The sequence below is a fragment of the Methylobacterium jeotgali genome (assembly GCF_022179345.1).
GTDB classification, from domain to species: Bacteria; Pseudomonadota; Alphaproteobacteria; order Rhizobiales; family Beijerinckiaceae; genus Methylobacterium; species Methylobacterium jeotgali.
This window is the reverse complement of the sequence record NZ_BPQR01000087.1, coordinates 1-14,073: the sequence shown is the minus strand read 5'-3', so window position 1 is coordinate 14,073 and position 14,073 is coordinate 1. Positions and strand designations below refer to the sequence as shown.

General features: G+C 66.2%; 14 protein-coding genes. 12 read left to right on the top strand and 2 right to left on the bottom strand.

All coding sequences use genetic code 11. From position 1 onward, the window contains the following. Window positions 1-196 precede the first annotated feature (196 nt). The 12 genes from MFF04_RS20735 (at window position 197) to MFF04_RS20680 (ending at window position 12,405) form a co-directional block, all read left to right on the top strand. Window positions 197-1,000 (top strand): Dps family protein, encoded by an 804-nt coding sequence (locus MFF04_RS20735; RefSeq protein WP_017483136.1) that lies wholly within the window; start codon window positions 197-199, stop codon window positions 998-1,000. A gap of 31 nt (window positions 1,001-1,031) precedes the next feature. Continuing rightward, the gene (locus tag MFF04_RS20730; RefSeq protein WP_026105331.1) at window positions 1,032-1,619 is read left to right on the top strand and encodes a cytochrome b; all 588 of its coding nucleotides are present in this window, start codon (window positions 1,032-1,034) and stop codon (window positions 1,617-1,619) included. Window positions 1,620-1,624: 5 nt separating this feature from the next. Next, entirely contained in the window at window positions 1,625-2,320 is a 696-nt protein-coding gene (locus tag MFF04_RS20725; RefSeq protein ID WP_017483138.1) for a VIT1/CCC1 transporter family protein, read from the top strand. Window positions 2,321-2,545: 225 nt separating this feature from the next. Then, window positions 2,546-3,574: an IS110-like element ISMmg2 family transposase gene (locus tag MFF04_RS20720; RefSeq protein WP_009867220.1), complete on the top strand. Its 1,029-nt coding sequence runs from the start codon at window positions 2,546-2,548 to the stop codon at window positions 3,572-3,574. Window positions 3,575-3,983: 409 nt separating this feature from the next. Next, window positions 3,984-4,793 (top strand): phosphonate ABC transporter ATP-binding protein, encoded by an 810-nt coding sequence (phnC, locus tag MFF04_RS20715; RefSeq protein WP_026105332.1) that lies wholly within the window; start codon window positions 3,984-3,986, stop codon window positions 4,791-4,793. 12 nt (window positions 4,794-4,805) lie between these two features. Beyond that, complete coding sequence (gene phnD / locus MFF04_RS20710) at window positions 4,806-5,678, top strand: phosphate/phosphite/phosphonate ABC transporter substrate-binding protein (protein WP_017483140.1); 873 nt, start codon at window positions 4,806-4,808, stop codon at window positions 5,676-5,678. A 3-nt stretch (window positions 5,679-5,681) separates the two neighbouring features. Continuing rightward, window positions 5,682-6,515: a phosphonate ABC transporter, permease protein PhnE gene (phnE, locus tag MFF04_RS20705; RefSeq protein ID WP_017483141.1), complete on the top strand. Its 834-nt coding sequence runs from the start codon at window positions 5,682-5,684 to the stop codon at window positions 6,513-6,515. A gap of 8 nt (window positions 6,516-6,523) precedes the next feature. Then, complete coding sequence (locus MFF04_RS20700; protein ID WP_183669216.1) at window positions 6,524-7,543, top strand: phosphonate dehydrogenase; 1,020 nt, start codon at window positions 6,524-6,526, stop codon at window positions 7,541-7,543. Between the two features lie 25 nt (window positions 7,544-7,568). After that, complete coding sequence (locus MFF04_RS20695; RefSeq protein ID WP_043376518.1) at window positions 7,569-8,429, top strand: LysR family transcriptional regulator; 861 nt, start codon at window positions 7,569-7,571, stop codon at window positions 8,427-8,429. A gap of 239 nt (window positions 8,430-8,668) precedes the next feature. Beyond that, on the top strand, window positions 8,669-10,051 hold the full coding sequence (locus MFF04_RS20690; protein ID WP_238278736.1) for an IS1182 family transposase: 1,383 nt from the start codon (window positions 8,669-8,671) through the stop codon (window positions 10,049-10,051). 423 nt (window positions 10,052-10,474) lie between these two features. After that, complete coding sequence (locus MFF04_RS20685) at window positions 10,475-11,497, top strand: thymidylate synthase (RefSeq protein ID WP_017483144.1); 1,023 nt, start codon at window positions 10,475-10,477, stop codon at window positions 11,495-11,497. Continuing rightward, complete coding sequence (locus tag MFF04_RS20680; RefSeq protein WP_017483145.1) at window positions 11,494-12,405, top strand: alpha-glutamyl/putrescinyl thymine pyrophosphorylase clade 3 protein; 912 nt, start codon at window positions 11,494-11,496, stop codon at window positions 12,403-12,405. The genes MFF04_RS20685 and MFF04_RS20680 overlap by 4 nt, the downstream gene beginning before the upstream one ends. Here MFF04_RS20680 and MFF04_RS20675 read toward each other — a convergent pair. Together MFF04_RS20675 and MFF04_RS20670 are read right to left on the bottom strand one after the other, a co-directional pair. Then, entirely contained in the window at window positions 12,402-13,499 is a 1,098-nt protein-coding gene (locus MFF04_RS20675; RefSeq protein ID WP_017483146.1) for an ImmA/IrrE family metallo-endopeptidase, read from the bottom strand. The genes MFF04_RS20680 and MFF04_RS20675 overlap by 4 nt on opposite strands. Continuing rightward, window positions 13,496-13,819: a hypothetical protein gene (locus MFF04_RS20670; RefSeq protein ID WP_017483147.1), complete on the bottom strand. Its 324-nt coding sequence runs from the start codon at window positions 13,817-13,819 to the stop codon at window positions 13,496-13,498. Before MFF04_RS20670 ends, MFF04_RS20675 begins: the two co-directional genes overlap by 4 nt. Window positions 13,820-14,073: the final 254 nt, after the last annotated feature.

Below are 14,073 nucleotides of genomic sequence, written 5' to 3'. Positions count from 1 at the left end.
CGATAGGGGCGCACTCCACTTGGGGAGCGAATGGCGGGGCATTCAGGGTAGGATGCCCCGCCATTCTCATGTCCGCGGGGCATGCGGCGAAATCCTAAATTCGATGTCATTTTCGAACGCTTCCAAACTGCGTTCGTTTTCCAGGTCCTCATCGCTCGCCCGGGCGGTGCACACACCAGGATCAGATCAACTGCCCATGAAGAATGCCCGTTTCCTCTCGGCTATGCTCCTTGTCGGGACGGCCCTGCCGCTTCCCGTTCTCGCCAACGGAACGCCAACCCTCGCGCCGCCGCCCCCGAGCGCGATGAAGGTTCTCTCGCGGATCGACCTTGCCCAGGCCGATCAGCAGACCGCCAAAAGCACCGACGATGTCCGTGGCGCCTCGCAGACCAAGACGACCAGCTCGCAGCCGGTCGGCGCCTTCCCGACCAACGAGATGACGACGCTTCCGGTTATCGGCCTCGACGGCGACGCCGAGGCAATCAAGAAGGATGTCGCAGCCCTCCAGCAGACCCTGACCGAGCTGCAGCAGCTCCAGCTCCAGACCAAGCAAGCGCATTGGAACGCCTCCGGCACCCTGTACTACCCGCTGCACCTGCTTCTGCAGGAGCACTACGAGGGCCTGTCCAAGTACGCCGACACCATCGCCGAGCGCCTGCTCGCCGTCGGATCGTCGGCCGACGGCCGCGCCAATACCATCGTGAAGACCTCTGGCGTTTCGGAGATTCCCGGCGGCTTCCTCGACGACGCCCAGATCCTGTCATGGTTCATGAACGCGTACAAAAGGGTCGGCGAGGAGGTGAGCGCGGCCATCAAGGCCACGGAGAAGGTCGACCCGACGACGTCCAACCTCCTTCAGGAGGTCGAGCACGGCATCGCCAAGTACCAGTGGCAGATGCGCGCCCAGGTCCAGCGCACCAAGACCGATCCGAACACGGGCTGGGACCTCAACGACAACAAGCCCATCGACCTTGCGCCGCAGGCACCTTCGAAGCCCTGATGCACCGGGCACACGCCCCTGCCATCCAAGTTTGGGGCGTGCGCCGTATGAGACCGGATACGACACGAGCTCACGAGAGACGTCCTACGACGGAACCACTATCGCCCTGCACTTGCTCACGGGCGGCCTAGTGCTGGTCCTATGGCTCATCGGCACCTTGCTGGAAGACCTTGTGCCCAAGGGCACTCTCCGTTCCGGGATCTGGTCCGCCCACTTCGTCCTGGGCTTTGCGTTCACCGGTGTCATCGTCATGTTGCTGATCTGGCGGCAAACGAAAGGGCGTCAGCTTCCGGTCGATGATCCAGGCCCCCTGCATGTTCTCGCCAAGGCGACCCATCTTGCGCTCTACCTATTGCTCCTGGTCATCGCGGGCCTTGGGATCGCGAATGCCTTCGTGCGCGGTGTCACGTTGATCGGCCCGCTCGCTCTGCCGGCCCTCGGCGACCCGGAATGGCGCCGGCCGCTGACCCACTGGCACGGGCTCGCTGCCAACGTCCTGATGGCGGTCGCCGCCTTCCACGCCGCGGCCGCCCTGGGCCATCACTACCTCTGGCACGACGCCGTACTGCGTCGCATCCTCCCGGGACGCGCTTCTTCCGCCCCATACGAGAGATCCTGAGTACGATGCGTGCGTCCCATAAGGAAAACCACCTCATCGACCGTGTGGGCTGGCTGCGTGCCGCCGTCCTCGGCGCCAACGACGGCCTCGTCTCGACGGCGAGCCTCATTGTCGGCGTCGCCGCGTCCGCCGCAGCCTCCGGGGAGATCCTCGTCGCCGGGACGGCCGGTCTAGTCGCCGGGGCGATGTCGATGGCGGCCGGCGAGTACGTCTCGGTGAGTTCGCAATCCGATACCGAACAAGCCGATCTCGCAAGGGAACGACGCGAGCTCGCTGAGGACCCTGCGGCCGAGCGTGAGGAACTTGCGGGAATCTACGTCGCCCGCGGTCTCGACCACGACCTTGCCCTCAGGGTCGCGGACCAACTCATGGCGAAGGACGCGCTCGGCGCCCATGCCCGGGACGAGCTCGGCATCTCCGAATTTACCACGGCGCGCCCGATCCAAGCGGCCCTGACGTCGGCGGCGACGTTCTCGGCCGGGGCGGCTCTGCCGCTGCTCGTGGCCGCGCTCTCACCGGCTAACATCGTCGTCTACTCGGTATCCGCCGCTTCGCTGGTGTTCCTGGCGGTACTCGGCGCGCTTGGGGCCAAGGCTGGGGGCGCCGCCATCCCGCGGGCGACCGCGCGGGTGGCCTTCTGGGGCGCCGCCGCGATGGCCGTCACGGCCGGCATCGGCCACCTCGTCGGCAAAGCCGTATAGGGAAGCGACGTTCCTATGCTGGGATGGCGCGATGCATGCCGCCTCATTCCGCTTCGGCTAGCCACTTCCGCAGTAGCGTCGGCGGGCCGGCATACCCTGATGTGATGGCCGCCGCTTTTGCTTTCAAAGCAGATGGGGTGGATGGCTCCCGCTCCGACTGACGGCATCTGAGTGCCAGGATGTGGTTGCTGTCGAAGCAGCCACGCAGATGCAGGAGCCATCCCCATGGAGATCATCACCGTCGGCATCGATCTAGCCAAGAGCATCTTCCAGGTTCACGCCGTCGACGCAGCTGGGCACGTCGTCGTTCGCAAGGCTCTGAGGCGGGCGCAGGTCGTGCCGTTCTTCGCCAAGCTGCCGCGCTGCCTGGTCGGCATGGAGGCGTGCGGCACAGCGCACCATTGGGCCCGGGAACTCATGAGGCTCGGCCATGACGTGCGGCTGATGCCGCCAGCTTACGTGAAGCCGTACGTCAAGCGCGGCAAAACCGATGCGAATGATGCCGCTGCCATCTGCGAGGCGGTGACACGCCCGAGCATGCGCTTCGTGCCGGTGAAGTCGACCGAGCAGCAGGCGGCGCTGGCCCTGCACCGGACGCGCGACCTGCTGGTCAAGCAACGCACGCAGCTGGTGAACATGATCCGCGGTCTGCTCGCCGAGTTCGGGATCGAGATGGCGCGGGGCCTGCGCCATGCGCTCGAACTGGCAGCTCGGCTCTCAGCCGGAGACGCGGCCGAGGTGCCGCCCCTGGCCCAGCGCGTAGTGAATGGGCTGGCCGATCAGATCGGCGCCGTGCAGATCCAGCTCACCCGGCTGGAGAAGGAGTTGCTGGCCTGGCATCGGGACTGCGACCTGTCACAGCGCCTGGCGACGATCCCGGGTGTCGGCATCGTCTCGGCGACCGCGCTGGCCGCCTCGGTGAGCGAGCCCGAGCGCTTCCGCTCCGGTCGGCAGTTCGCGGCCTCGTTGGGTCTGACACCGCTGCAGAACTGCAGCGGCGGCAAGGAGCGCCTGGGTCGGATCTCGCGCATGGGCGACCGTTACCTGCGCCGCCTGCTCGTGGTCGGCATGACCTCTCTGATCCGGCGCGCGAAGGCGACGCCGACTTCGGTCGACCCGCGGCTGCCGGCGCTGCTGCAGCGCAAGCCGGTGCGCGTGGTGACTGTTGCGGCGGCCAATCGCACGGCGCGGGTCGCCTGGGCGATCATGACCCGCGGTGGCACCTACCGCGCACCAGCGGCCATGGCCGCCTGACAGCACGGCGAGGAGACTTTGCCAGGTTGCGAGGACGATGAGAGTTGATGGCGAACCGGTCAGACCGGGAGCCGGGACACCCCGCCGAATGTCCAGGGCGTCATAGCCCGCTAAGCAGAGTGGGACCCAGCTCGCGGATACCATCAGGGCCAGCAGTCAACATGCACGACTGCATCAACAGGCCGGACACAAGACTGCACCCGACCAACGCGCCAGAAGCTCGATTCGCCACTTGCAATGCGGGAGCCATCCACACAGGACACTCGGTGGCCGAGCAGCGCACAGAGTTTCGTTCGAGGCAGCACCGTAGCGTTGGGGGGCGCACAATGTCATCCGTTCTTCATGTCGCCCCGCTACTCACATTCGCAATCAATCGGGGGTTTCGATTGGATTTTCGAATGGGTGCGGAATGCTGGCCCTTGAAAGCTTGGAAGTCGCGTATCCTGGTGGCATCAAGGCGTTGCGACCGACAACTCTGACTTTTCGCGAAGGCGAGTTCGCGGTCCTGCTGGGACCGTCTGGTGCCGGCAAGTCGACGCTCCTGCGTTGCCTAAACGGCCTCGTCCGCCCAACGAACGGCCGAGTTTCCGCCCCTGGAGTAGGAGACATCGCCGCGAGCCGCGCCACGCTGCGCCGCCACCGGGCGGTGACCGGGATGGTCTTCCAGCACCACCATCTGATCGGCCGCCTGACCGCGCTCGCGAACGTCCTGATGGGCCGGCTCGGCCATCAGAGCACCCTGCGCTCGCTCTGGCCTCCGTCGCGGAGCGATCAACGTTTCGGATTGGAGGCGCTAGAGCGCGTAGATCTTCTCGATCGCGCCCTCACCCGCGTGGACCTGCTCTCCGGCGGGCAGCAGCAGCGGGTGGGCATCGCGCGCGCGGTTGCACAGCGGCCCCGGCTCATCCTCGCCGATGAACCGGTAGCCAGCCTCGACCCGGCGACGGCGACGCGGGTGCTCGATCTCCTCCGCAGCATCTGTCGGACGGACGGCATCTCAGCCGTGGTGAGCCTGCACCAAGTCGATCTGGCCCGGCACTTCGCTGACCGGGTCGTCGGGGTCCGTGGAGGCGAGGTGGTCTTCGACGGCCCGCCAGCCCGTCTCTGCGACGGCGTCCTGTCGCGAATCTACGGCGCACGGCCCGCCGAGGTCTCGGTCGACATCGTCGAAGCTCCTCGTGCGCGGCGGGCCGCGATCTACGCCTCCCGAACAGTCTGAAGGAAAGCCATCATGATTTCGAGACGTACCTTCGGCGCCGGCTTGGCGCTGAGCGCCGTCCTGCGTGCCGGACCGTCGCTGGCTCAGGGCGCGAATCCCGACACGCTCAAGGTCGCGCTGCTGCCCGACGAGAGCGCATCGACGATCATCCAGAACAACCAGGGCCTGAAGAGCTACCTTGAACAGGGGCTCAATAAGCGCATCGAACTCGTGGTCACGACCGACTATTCTTCCATGATCGAGGCCATGCGCTTCAAGCGTATCGACCTCGCCTATTTCGGGCCGCTCTCCTACGTCCTCGCGAAGAGCCGTTCGCCGGAAATCGAACCGTTCGCGGCACTCGTGTCGGGCGGGCAGCCGACCTACACCAGCTACCTGATCGCCAACGTGGCCGCAGGCATCGCGCGAGCGGACGACGTGAAGGGCAAGACGGTCGGCTTCGGTGACACGGCGTCCACATCAAGCCACCTCATCCCTCGGGCCCTGCTCAAGAACGCTGGCCTCGAAGCCGGTCAGGACTACGGCTTTCAGCATCTCGGCACCCATGATGCCGTCGCGCGGGCCGTACAGGCAGGCCATGTGCAGGCCGGCGGTCTCAGCCGGCCCATCTTCACCGCCCTCGTCGAGAAGAAGAGCATCGATCCGGCCAAGATCAAGGTCGTGGCGGAGAGCCGACCGATCCCGAACTATCCCTGGACGGTGCGTGGCGACCTCGCGCCGGACCTCAAGGAGAAGATCAAGGCCGCTTTCCTAGAGATCAGGGATCCAGTGATCCTCAAGCCGTTCAAGGCCGAGTCCTTCGCCCCCATCACGGACGCGGACTACGACGTGCTTCGGGAGACGGCCAAGCTCCTCAACATCGACTTGACGAAGGTGAAGGGCTGAGCGATGGCTCGAGCGCCCTCACTTGCGTCGGCGGTCGGTGCCGCCGACGGCTATGACGCCATTCTCGGACGGGCCCGTGGCGCGTCGGTCCGCCGGCTCATGGTTGCCCTGCCGGCTGCCGCCGCGATCCTCGCCTGCCTCTGGAAGGTGGGACTTCTCGATCCGGGGCGCCTCGCCGAAGGCGCGCCCGCGATGGCGCAGCTTCTCGGTGAGATGACCCCGCCCGACTTCACGCGATGGCGCTCGTGGGTGGGACCCATCGTCGACACGCTCGCGATGAGCGTGGCCGGCACGGTGCTCGCCGTGACCTTGTCCCTGCCGCTCGGGCTGCTGGCTGCCCCCAACACGAGTCCGCACCCGTTCGTCTACGGCGCGTTCCGGCTGCTGCTCAACGCGCTTCGGTCGGTCCCCGAACTGATCATGGGTATCTTCTTCGTCGCGGCCGTCGGATTCGGCGCGCTGCCGGGCGTTCTGGCGCTGGGCCTGCATTCCACCGGAATGGTCGGCAAGTTCTTCGCCGAAGCGATCGAGCACGTGGACCACAAGCCGATCGAGGCGGCACGAGCGGCCGGCGCTTCGCCCCTTCAGGTCGTCACGCATGCCGTGCTGCCCCAGGTCCTGCCGCAGCTCACCGACACGACACTCTATCGCTGGGAATACAACTTCCGGGCCTCCACGGTGCTCGGCGTCGTCGGCGCGGGCGGCATCGGCTTCGAACTCATCGCCTCCCTACGCCTGCTCCAATACGATCAGGTCGCAGCCATCATGCTTTGCATCCTGGCTGCCGTGACGCTCGTCGACGCCCTGGGCGGGGCTCTGCGCCGCCGGCTCAAGTGAGAAGCACCATGCGTTTCAAGGTCGTCGTCACGAACCCCGTTTTCCCTGAGACCCGCGAGATCCTGGAGGAACTCTGCGACGTCGACATCAACCCAGGCCCCGAGCCCTGGCCCGTGGCAGAGGTCCGCGCTCGCTGCTCGGACGCGGACGCCCTGCTGGCCTTCATGACCGACTGCGTGGATGCCGGCTTCCTGGAGGCCTGCCCGCGCCTGAAGGTGGTTGCGTGCGCGCTGAAGGGTTGGGACAACTTCGATGTAGAGGCCTGCACACGGTCCGGCATCTGGCTCACCGCCGTTCCCGACCTCCTGACCGAGCCGACGGCCGAGTTGGCGGTCGGCCTGGCCATCGGCCTGTGCCGCAACGTGGTGGCCGGCGACCGGGCGGTGCGGGCCAGCTTCGACGGCTGGCGACCGAGGCTGTACGGCAGCGGCCTGTACGGCAGTGTCGTCGGCGTTGCCGGAATGGGGAAGGTGGGCCGGGCGATCACGCGCAGGCTGAAGGGCTTCGGCGCACGCGAACTCCTCTACTTTGATGAGCAGGCGCTTCCGGCTTCCGCTGAGGCGGAACTCGGCGCTTGCCGCGTATCCTGGGACACGCTGGTGGGTCGAAGCGACTTGTTAATCCTGGCGCTTCCCCTGACACCGGACACGCGCCACATGCTCGATGCCGCCGCACTCGCCGCAGCCAGCCCCGGACTGCGGATCGTCAACGCCGGTCGTGGCTCGGTCGTGGACGAAGCAGCCGTGGCCGAGGCCCTCGCGGAAGGCCGCCTCGGGGGCTACGCGGCCGACGTCTTCGAGATGGAGGATTGGGCACTGGACGACCGTCCGCGGCGCATCGCACCCGGACTGCTCACGGACGAGGACCGAACGCTGTTCACGCCGCACCTCGGCTCGGGTGTCGTCGACACGCGCCGCCGGATCGAGGCGGCGGCGGCCCATAACCTTCTCGACGCCCTAAAGGGCTTGGTGCCCGCGGACGCGATCAACCACCCCGATAGCCTGCGCGGGTTCGATGGCGCGAACTGAGCGCGGAGGGGGTGGCAAGACGCCGGTGCTGAACCTCCAATACGTGGAGACGCTCCTAGCGGTCCTGGCGACGGGCAGCTTCCACGCGGCTGGCCGGTATCTCAACCTGTCCCAGCCGACGGTCTCTCAGCATGTGCGCAAGCTGGAGACGGCGCTGCGGGCGACACTCGTCGAGCGCGATCCAGCGGGGTGTCGCCCGACACCCCAGGGACGAGCCCTGCTCCCTCATGCAGAGGCGTTGGTCCGCGCCAGCCGACGCGCGGAGGAGGCGGTTGCGGGAAGCCGGCTCGCGATCGGCGCTTCAGGCAATATCGGCACCTTCCTCATGCCGGAGATCCTGCGACGCTACGAGGAAACGCACGCCGCGACCGCGGACGCGGAAATTGCCACCAACCCTCACCTCATCGCCCGGCTCGAAGCTGGCGAGATCGATGTTGCACTGCTGGAATGGTGGGAGCCGCGAACCGGTCTGGATGCCCACGTATGGCGTCGCGAACCGCTCGTTGTCATCGTGGATCCCGACCATCGGTGGGCTGGACGGGCGCATCTGACGCCACAGGATCTGACCGGCGCATCGCTGCTCGGAGGCGAGCCGGGAAGCGGGACGGGACGTGTTCTTCGCGAGGCCCTCGGTGCGGTCGGTGCAGGCTTCCGCCTCGACCGGCAGCTCGGCAGCACGGAAGCGGTGAAGCGCGCAGTGCGGGCCAGACTGGGGATCTCGATTGTCATGGCTTGCTCGGTTCAAGATGAAGTGCGGAGCGGAGTGCTGGCCGCATTGCCTGTGGCAGGCATCGAACTCAGCAAAAATCTCTTTGCGGCTTATCGCGATCCGCTGCCTGAAACCGCGCGAGCCAGCAGCTTCCTCACAGTCCTGACCGCTCATTAAGGCTGTTGTACCGGTCGGAGACGGTTTAGGTGCGAAACGCAGACTGGCAGCTACAACCCTGGTCAGTCATTCCGCTTTGCAGCCAATCGGCATTTTCGTGAACGGCGGCGCCGTCTGGTCTAGGTCAGGACATCGCACGCCGTCTGGACTGCAACGCGCCGATTTTGTTGAAAAACTCGGCTGTTGCAGCGGCATATCTGAGGTGATTCACTGCCGTTGTGAGGCGGGGATCGACGCAGATGATGGGACCTCGGCAAGTCGAGCAGGGCGCTCTGTTCTACGAGTTCTCGCTCGACACCCACGTTCCCGCCGACCATCTCTTGCGCTCCATCGACCGCTTCGTCGATCTCAGCGACCTGCGCCGCGCGTTGGCACCGTTCTACGCCTCCACAGGCCGCCCCTCCGTCGATCCCGAGCTGATGATCCGCATGCTGCTCATCGGCTACTGCCTCGGCATTCGCTCCGAGCGGCGCCTGTGCCAGGAGGTCCATCTCAACCTCGCCTACCGCTGGTTCTGCCGGCTCGGGCTCGATGGCCGGGTGCCGGACCACTCCACCTTCTCGAAGAACCGGCACGGCCGCTTCCGTGACAGCGACCTGTTGCGCGAGGTGTTCGAGGCCACCGTGCAGCGCTGCATCGACGAGGGTCTCGTCGGCGGTGAGGGTTTTGCGGTCGACGCCAGCCTGATCCGGGCTGATGCCAACAAGCAGCGCGCCGCGGACGCCTCAGAGGCCGTCGAGTGGGACGACCTCGCCCGGACCCGTCGGTCGGTGCGCGAATACCTCGAAACCCTCGATGAAGCCGCCTGGGGCGCCGCGAGCGAGACCACGCCGAAGTTCGTCTCGCGCTCCGATCCGGCGGCGCAGTGGACAGGCGCGATGAAGGGCCATGCCTTCTTCGCCTACGCCACCAACTACCTGATCGACCTTGATCACGCCGTGATCGTCGATGTCGAGGCCAGCCGCGCCATCAGACAGGCCGAGGTCGGCGCATCCCGCACCATGATCGCGCGTACGCAGGACCGGTTCGGGCTGTGGCCAGCTCGGCTTGCCGCTGACAGTGCCTACGGATCGGCCGAGCACCTTGCTTGGCTTGTGCACGAGCGTGGGATCGAACCGCACATCCCCGTCTTCGACAAGTCGGAGCGCAGCGACGGCACCTTCAGCCGCTCAGCCTTCACCTACGACCCGGAAGCCGATGCCTACACCTGCCCGGCCGGCAAACCGCTTCGGCCACGCCAGAGAGTTTACCGGACGCCGCTCCCGCTCGTCGATGACGATGGCATGATGCGCTACCGCGCCAGCAAGCGCGACTGCGGTCCCTGTCCGCTGAAGCTGCAATGCTGCCCCAACACCCCCGCTCGCAAGATCCCGCGCTCGGTCCACGAAGGGGCCCGGCAAATGGCGCGCGATATCTGTGCCTCGGAGGAGGGCCGCACCTCGCGGCGCGAGCGCAAGAAGGTCGAGATGCTGTTTGCCCACCTCAAGCGCATCCTGAAGCTGGATCGGCTCCGGCTACGGGGACCGAACGGGGCCCGGGACGAGTTCCACCTCGCCGCGGCGGCCCAGAACCTCAGGAAGCTCGCCAAGCTGATCCCGCTGCAGCAGCTGAGCCTGGCCTGATCGGCCGGGATCGCCGTCACGCCGGACAGAAGCGCTCATCCGCTCGGCACTCGATCCACATCGGCCGCGGGTTTTTCAACGAAATCCGCCAGAAGCCGACATCAGCGCGCTGCCCAAAACCGGAGCTTAGGCTTCGCGCTCCATGTCGGTCATTAAGGCTGATTTCGTCGTTTCCGAAACTGGACGTTACAAGCGCCGAGTGGCAGGTGGCCCGTGAGCGGACGTTTCCCGCAACCCGTGTCCTTGGCGACTGCCCTCGATCCAATTTCCCGGTGCGCAATGAGACCGGACGAAAGTGCGAGGGACGATCTGCGCGCGATAGGAGCCCTGGAGGCTTACCGGCATCTCCACGTGCACCCGTATATGGTGGCGAGCGGGGACGGCCCTGTACGTCTAAGCCGGCACGGAGCGGAGTGACCGAAGGTGGAAATCAGCGGCGAAGGCCTCGACGACATCCTGATCGAGCTCTACCGGCGGCTGCTCGACCAAGGCGCTCGTAATAAGGGATCCCGTGGCGAAACGATCGAGATGCTGGGCGTCGCGCTCCGCATCGCCAAGCCCAGGGCACGCTTGAGTCGATCCGAGAATCGAGGCAAGCCGTTCAGCGCGCTCGGCGAGTTCTTCTGGTACCTAACCCAGTCGAACAGGCTCGATTTCATCGAGCCGTACATCCCCGACTATAGGAAGGAGGCCGTCGACGGCGTTGTGCCTGGTGGGTACGGCCCCCGTCTCTTCGCCATGCGAAACGGCATCGATCAGGTCGATAGCGTCATCCGCCTGCTGCGGTACAAGCCCTCGTCCAAGCGCGCCGTCATCCAGCTCTTCAACGCCGAGGACATCGCGCTCGACTATCCTGCCGATCTCGGCACGCCGTTCCATCACCCCGAGACCCCGTGCACGATCAGCCTGCAGTTCCACCTTAGGGACGGCTCGCTGCACATGTCGGTCAACATGCGCTCTAACGACGCCGTCCTCGGATTGCCGCACGACGTCTTCTGCTTCTCGATGTTGCAGGAGATGATGGCGAGGCGCCTGGGAGTCGAGCTCGGAGAGTACCTACACTATGTCGGGAGCATGCATTTCTACGACGATCGCCACGAAACGCTCCTTGAGTATCTGGACGAAGGGTACCAGCGAACGTTCGAAATGCCTGAGATGCCGAAGGGCGACCCCTTCGAGCATGTCGACGCTCTCGTGGCCGCCGAGGGGCGGGTCCGATTGAAAGAACGGGTCGTCGCCGGCGAACTCCTGCCGGAACCTTACTGGGCCGACATCCTGCGGATGATGCAGGTGTTCTGGTCCTCAGGTGACGAGGCTCGCCTCGACGAGTTGAAGGCCGAGCTTCAAGAGCCTGCTTATCGTGCCTATATTGAGGGCCGCCGGGGAGCGAGGCTCAAGGAACCGTCGCCCCGCGAACCCGTCGACGCGAGGAGGAAGCCGGAGTGACGTGGCCGTCCTGGGCCGGGGAGAAGACGCGCATCGCGAACTCCCTGAGCCGGCACCAGCATCCTCTCCCGGGCATCGCGGCGCCCGCGGCGCTCGACTGCCTCGCCACGCAGTTCATCGCCAGCCTGCGGCGCGAGAGCTACTACCAGGTCGTCCAGCGCGGGCCGATCCATCCCCGTCGGGCCGACCCGAACGATCCCGGGTTCGATGCCGAACGCGCGGTCGCCTACCACGTGCAGAACGGCGACGTCGACGAGGCTGCCTGGCTGGTCTTCCTGATGACCCACTTCGCGCGTCCCGTGGATACCGGTTGGCTGCGCTTGCGCGACGTCTACGGTCGGCTCGGACAGGGAAGGTGGGACTGGGCGACGGTCAGCGGCAACCCCGCGGCCTTCAACGCGTGGCTCGCTGCGAATTGGCAGGGGATCCGCGGCAAGTTCGGCAACCACCGCAAGTACGAGAGCCTCCGCCCGAACGCCTCCCGTCCCATGAGCGCGGTAGTTGACAGCTACGTGAGATGGATCGGACCTGCGGGTCACGCCCGCTTTTTCGCCGATGTCGTCAGGCGGGCCGGCAACGACCCCCACGCCATCTTCGACGTCCTCTACCGCGAGCTCCCGATGCCGACCTTCGGTCGGCTCGCCCGCTTCGACTACCTTTCCCTGATCGGTCGATACCGGATCGCGCCCATAGCGGCCGGGTCCGCCTACCTCGACGGCGCCACCGGCCCAGCGATGGGAGCCCGCCTGCTCCTCGACGGGCAGGCGCGGAGCGCGACGCCGCTCCACGTGCTGCAGGCGCGGCTCGACGTTCTCGACCGGGACCTGGGCGTGGGCATGGCGGTTATGGAGGACGCTCTCTGCAATTGGCAGAAGAGCCCCGACAGGTTCGTCCACTTCAAGGGCTAGGGCAGCGCCTCGCGGATGTCGTCCCAGTTCCAACGCCGCTTCAAGGTGTTCAGGCGGTCGTAGGGGATCATCCCGCTATGCTGCATCTGGCCGACGATTATGCCCGCGGCGATCCCGACCGATACGCTGAACCGCAGCACTGCGGTGCGGTCCGGGCGCAGGACCTCGAACTCGGCACGGCGGCTCGCGGGAATGATGCAATCACGCGCGAACTCGTTCGCCTCGCGTTCGTGCTCGTCGGCGGTCGTGCCCTCGCCATCGACGAACGTGGCCCCTGCATGAAGGAGCAGGTGACCGAGCTCATGGAAGAGCGTGAACCAGAAATGGTCGTCCGAGCGATGCCGAAAGCTCATCAGGACCATGGCCTTCGTCGGCGAGAGCATCCGGGCTGCTCCGCTGGCCCTGCACCCGTCGGGCGCGCGTACGACCGACAGGGCCACCCCGACGCTGCCGAGCATGGCCCTGAGCCTCGGGAGGAAACGGGCGGGCTGGCTGATGCTCGTGAGGGTCCGGATCTCGGGAACGAGCGTGCGCAGCGCGTCGGGATCCCAGCACCCCGTTTGGATCAACGACGCCTCAAGCTCGCCAAGCCGCAGCCATGTGGTCGTGGCGCCTTCGCTGGACGAGAAGGAGTTTGACGTCCTGAAGCGCGTCTCGCTGGTCGAGGCGTAACGCCGTGCCCAAGCGTCTGGCCCGTTCACGTTGAAGAACGCCAGTCGTTGCCGCACGGCGGAGCGCTTCTCGCCCTCGGTCATTCTCGCCCGCCCGGTCGAGCCCGGGATCGGCACGCGCTCCAGCCACTCGACAAAGTGGCCTGACACGACGGCGCTGACGACCCGCTCCAACGCTTCCTCGTACCCGGATTGACGCCTGAGCCAGAAGCCCGGGGTGCCCCCGAGGACCGAGGCCAACTTGTCCGCGAGCTTGCCGTCGATCCGGACGCTGCCCGAGACCAGCCCACGCAGCGTCTCGATGCCGCCGTCCAGCGAAGCGGACACGTCCACAGCGCTCAGATTGCGTCGCTCCATGAGCGAGAGCACCGAGTCGCCCGGCTTGGAGAACCAGTCGCGTTGGAGGGACTGCTCGTGGATCATGGACAACTGACAAGCTCGACCAGCTTAAGATACCGGACCGTGGACCAGTTCGGCACGCCGTCGGCGGAGCGCTCGAATCTGACCCCGGCAGGCACGAGTGTCGCACGGAAGTAGGAGCCGATCTCCACCTCGATAGACTTGTCACCCGAGATTTTAACGCCCGGCCAGAAACCTACCATCTCTTCCGCCGTCTCGAACGCTTCGAGGTCGGCTATCGTTGCGACGAGCGCTTGGGCAGCGGGGGCACCGAATGTCGCCTCGCCCTCATCGATCTTACAGCAGAGAACCTGCTGTTCCCTCGTTTGGTAGGAGATGATCACGGTGATCCGCCGCCCGAGCCCGGCAGCACGCCGCGCCGCCCGGGAAAAGGTTTGGTTACGGGCCAGGCCAACGCAAGGGGCATGACGCAAACCCGGTCACGGATGGGCGCGGCGCGCGAACGCCGGCCTATCACGCGTCCGCTTTCAATGCTTGGACGCCGACAGCTGCCGGTCCGCTTTCGGCCACTATCGAGCGCTCGTGCCCCTTATCAGACTGCCCGAAAGCGGACGTGGCGTGGAGTGCGCCCCTATCG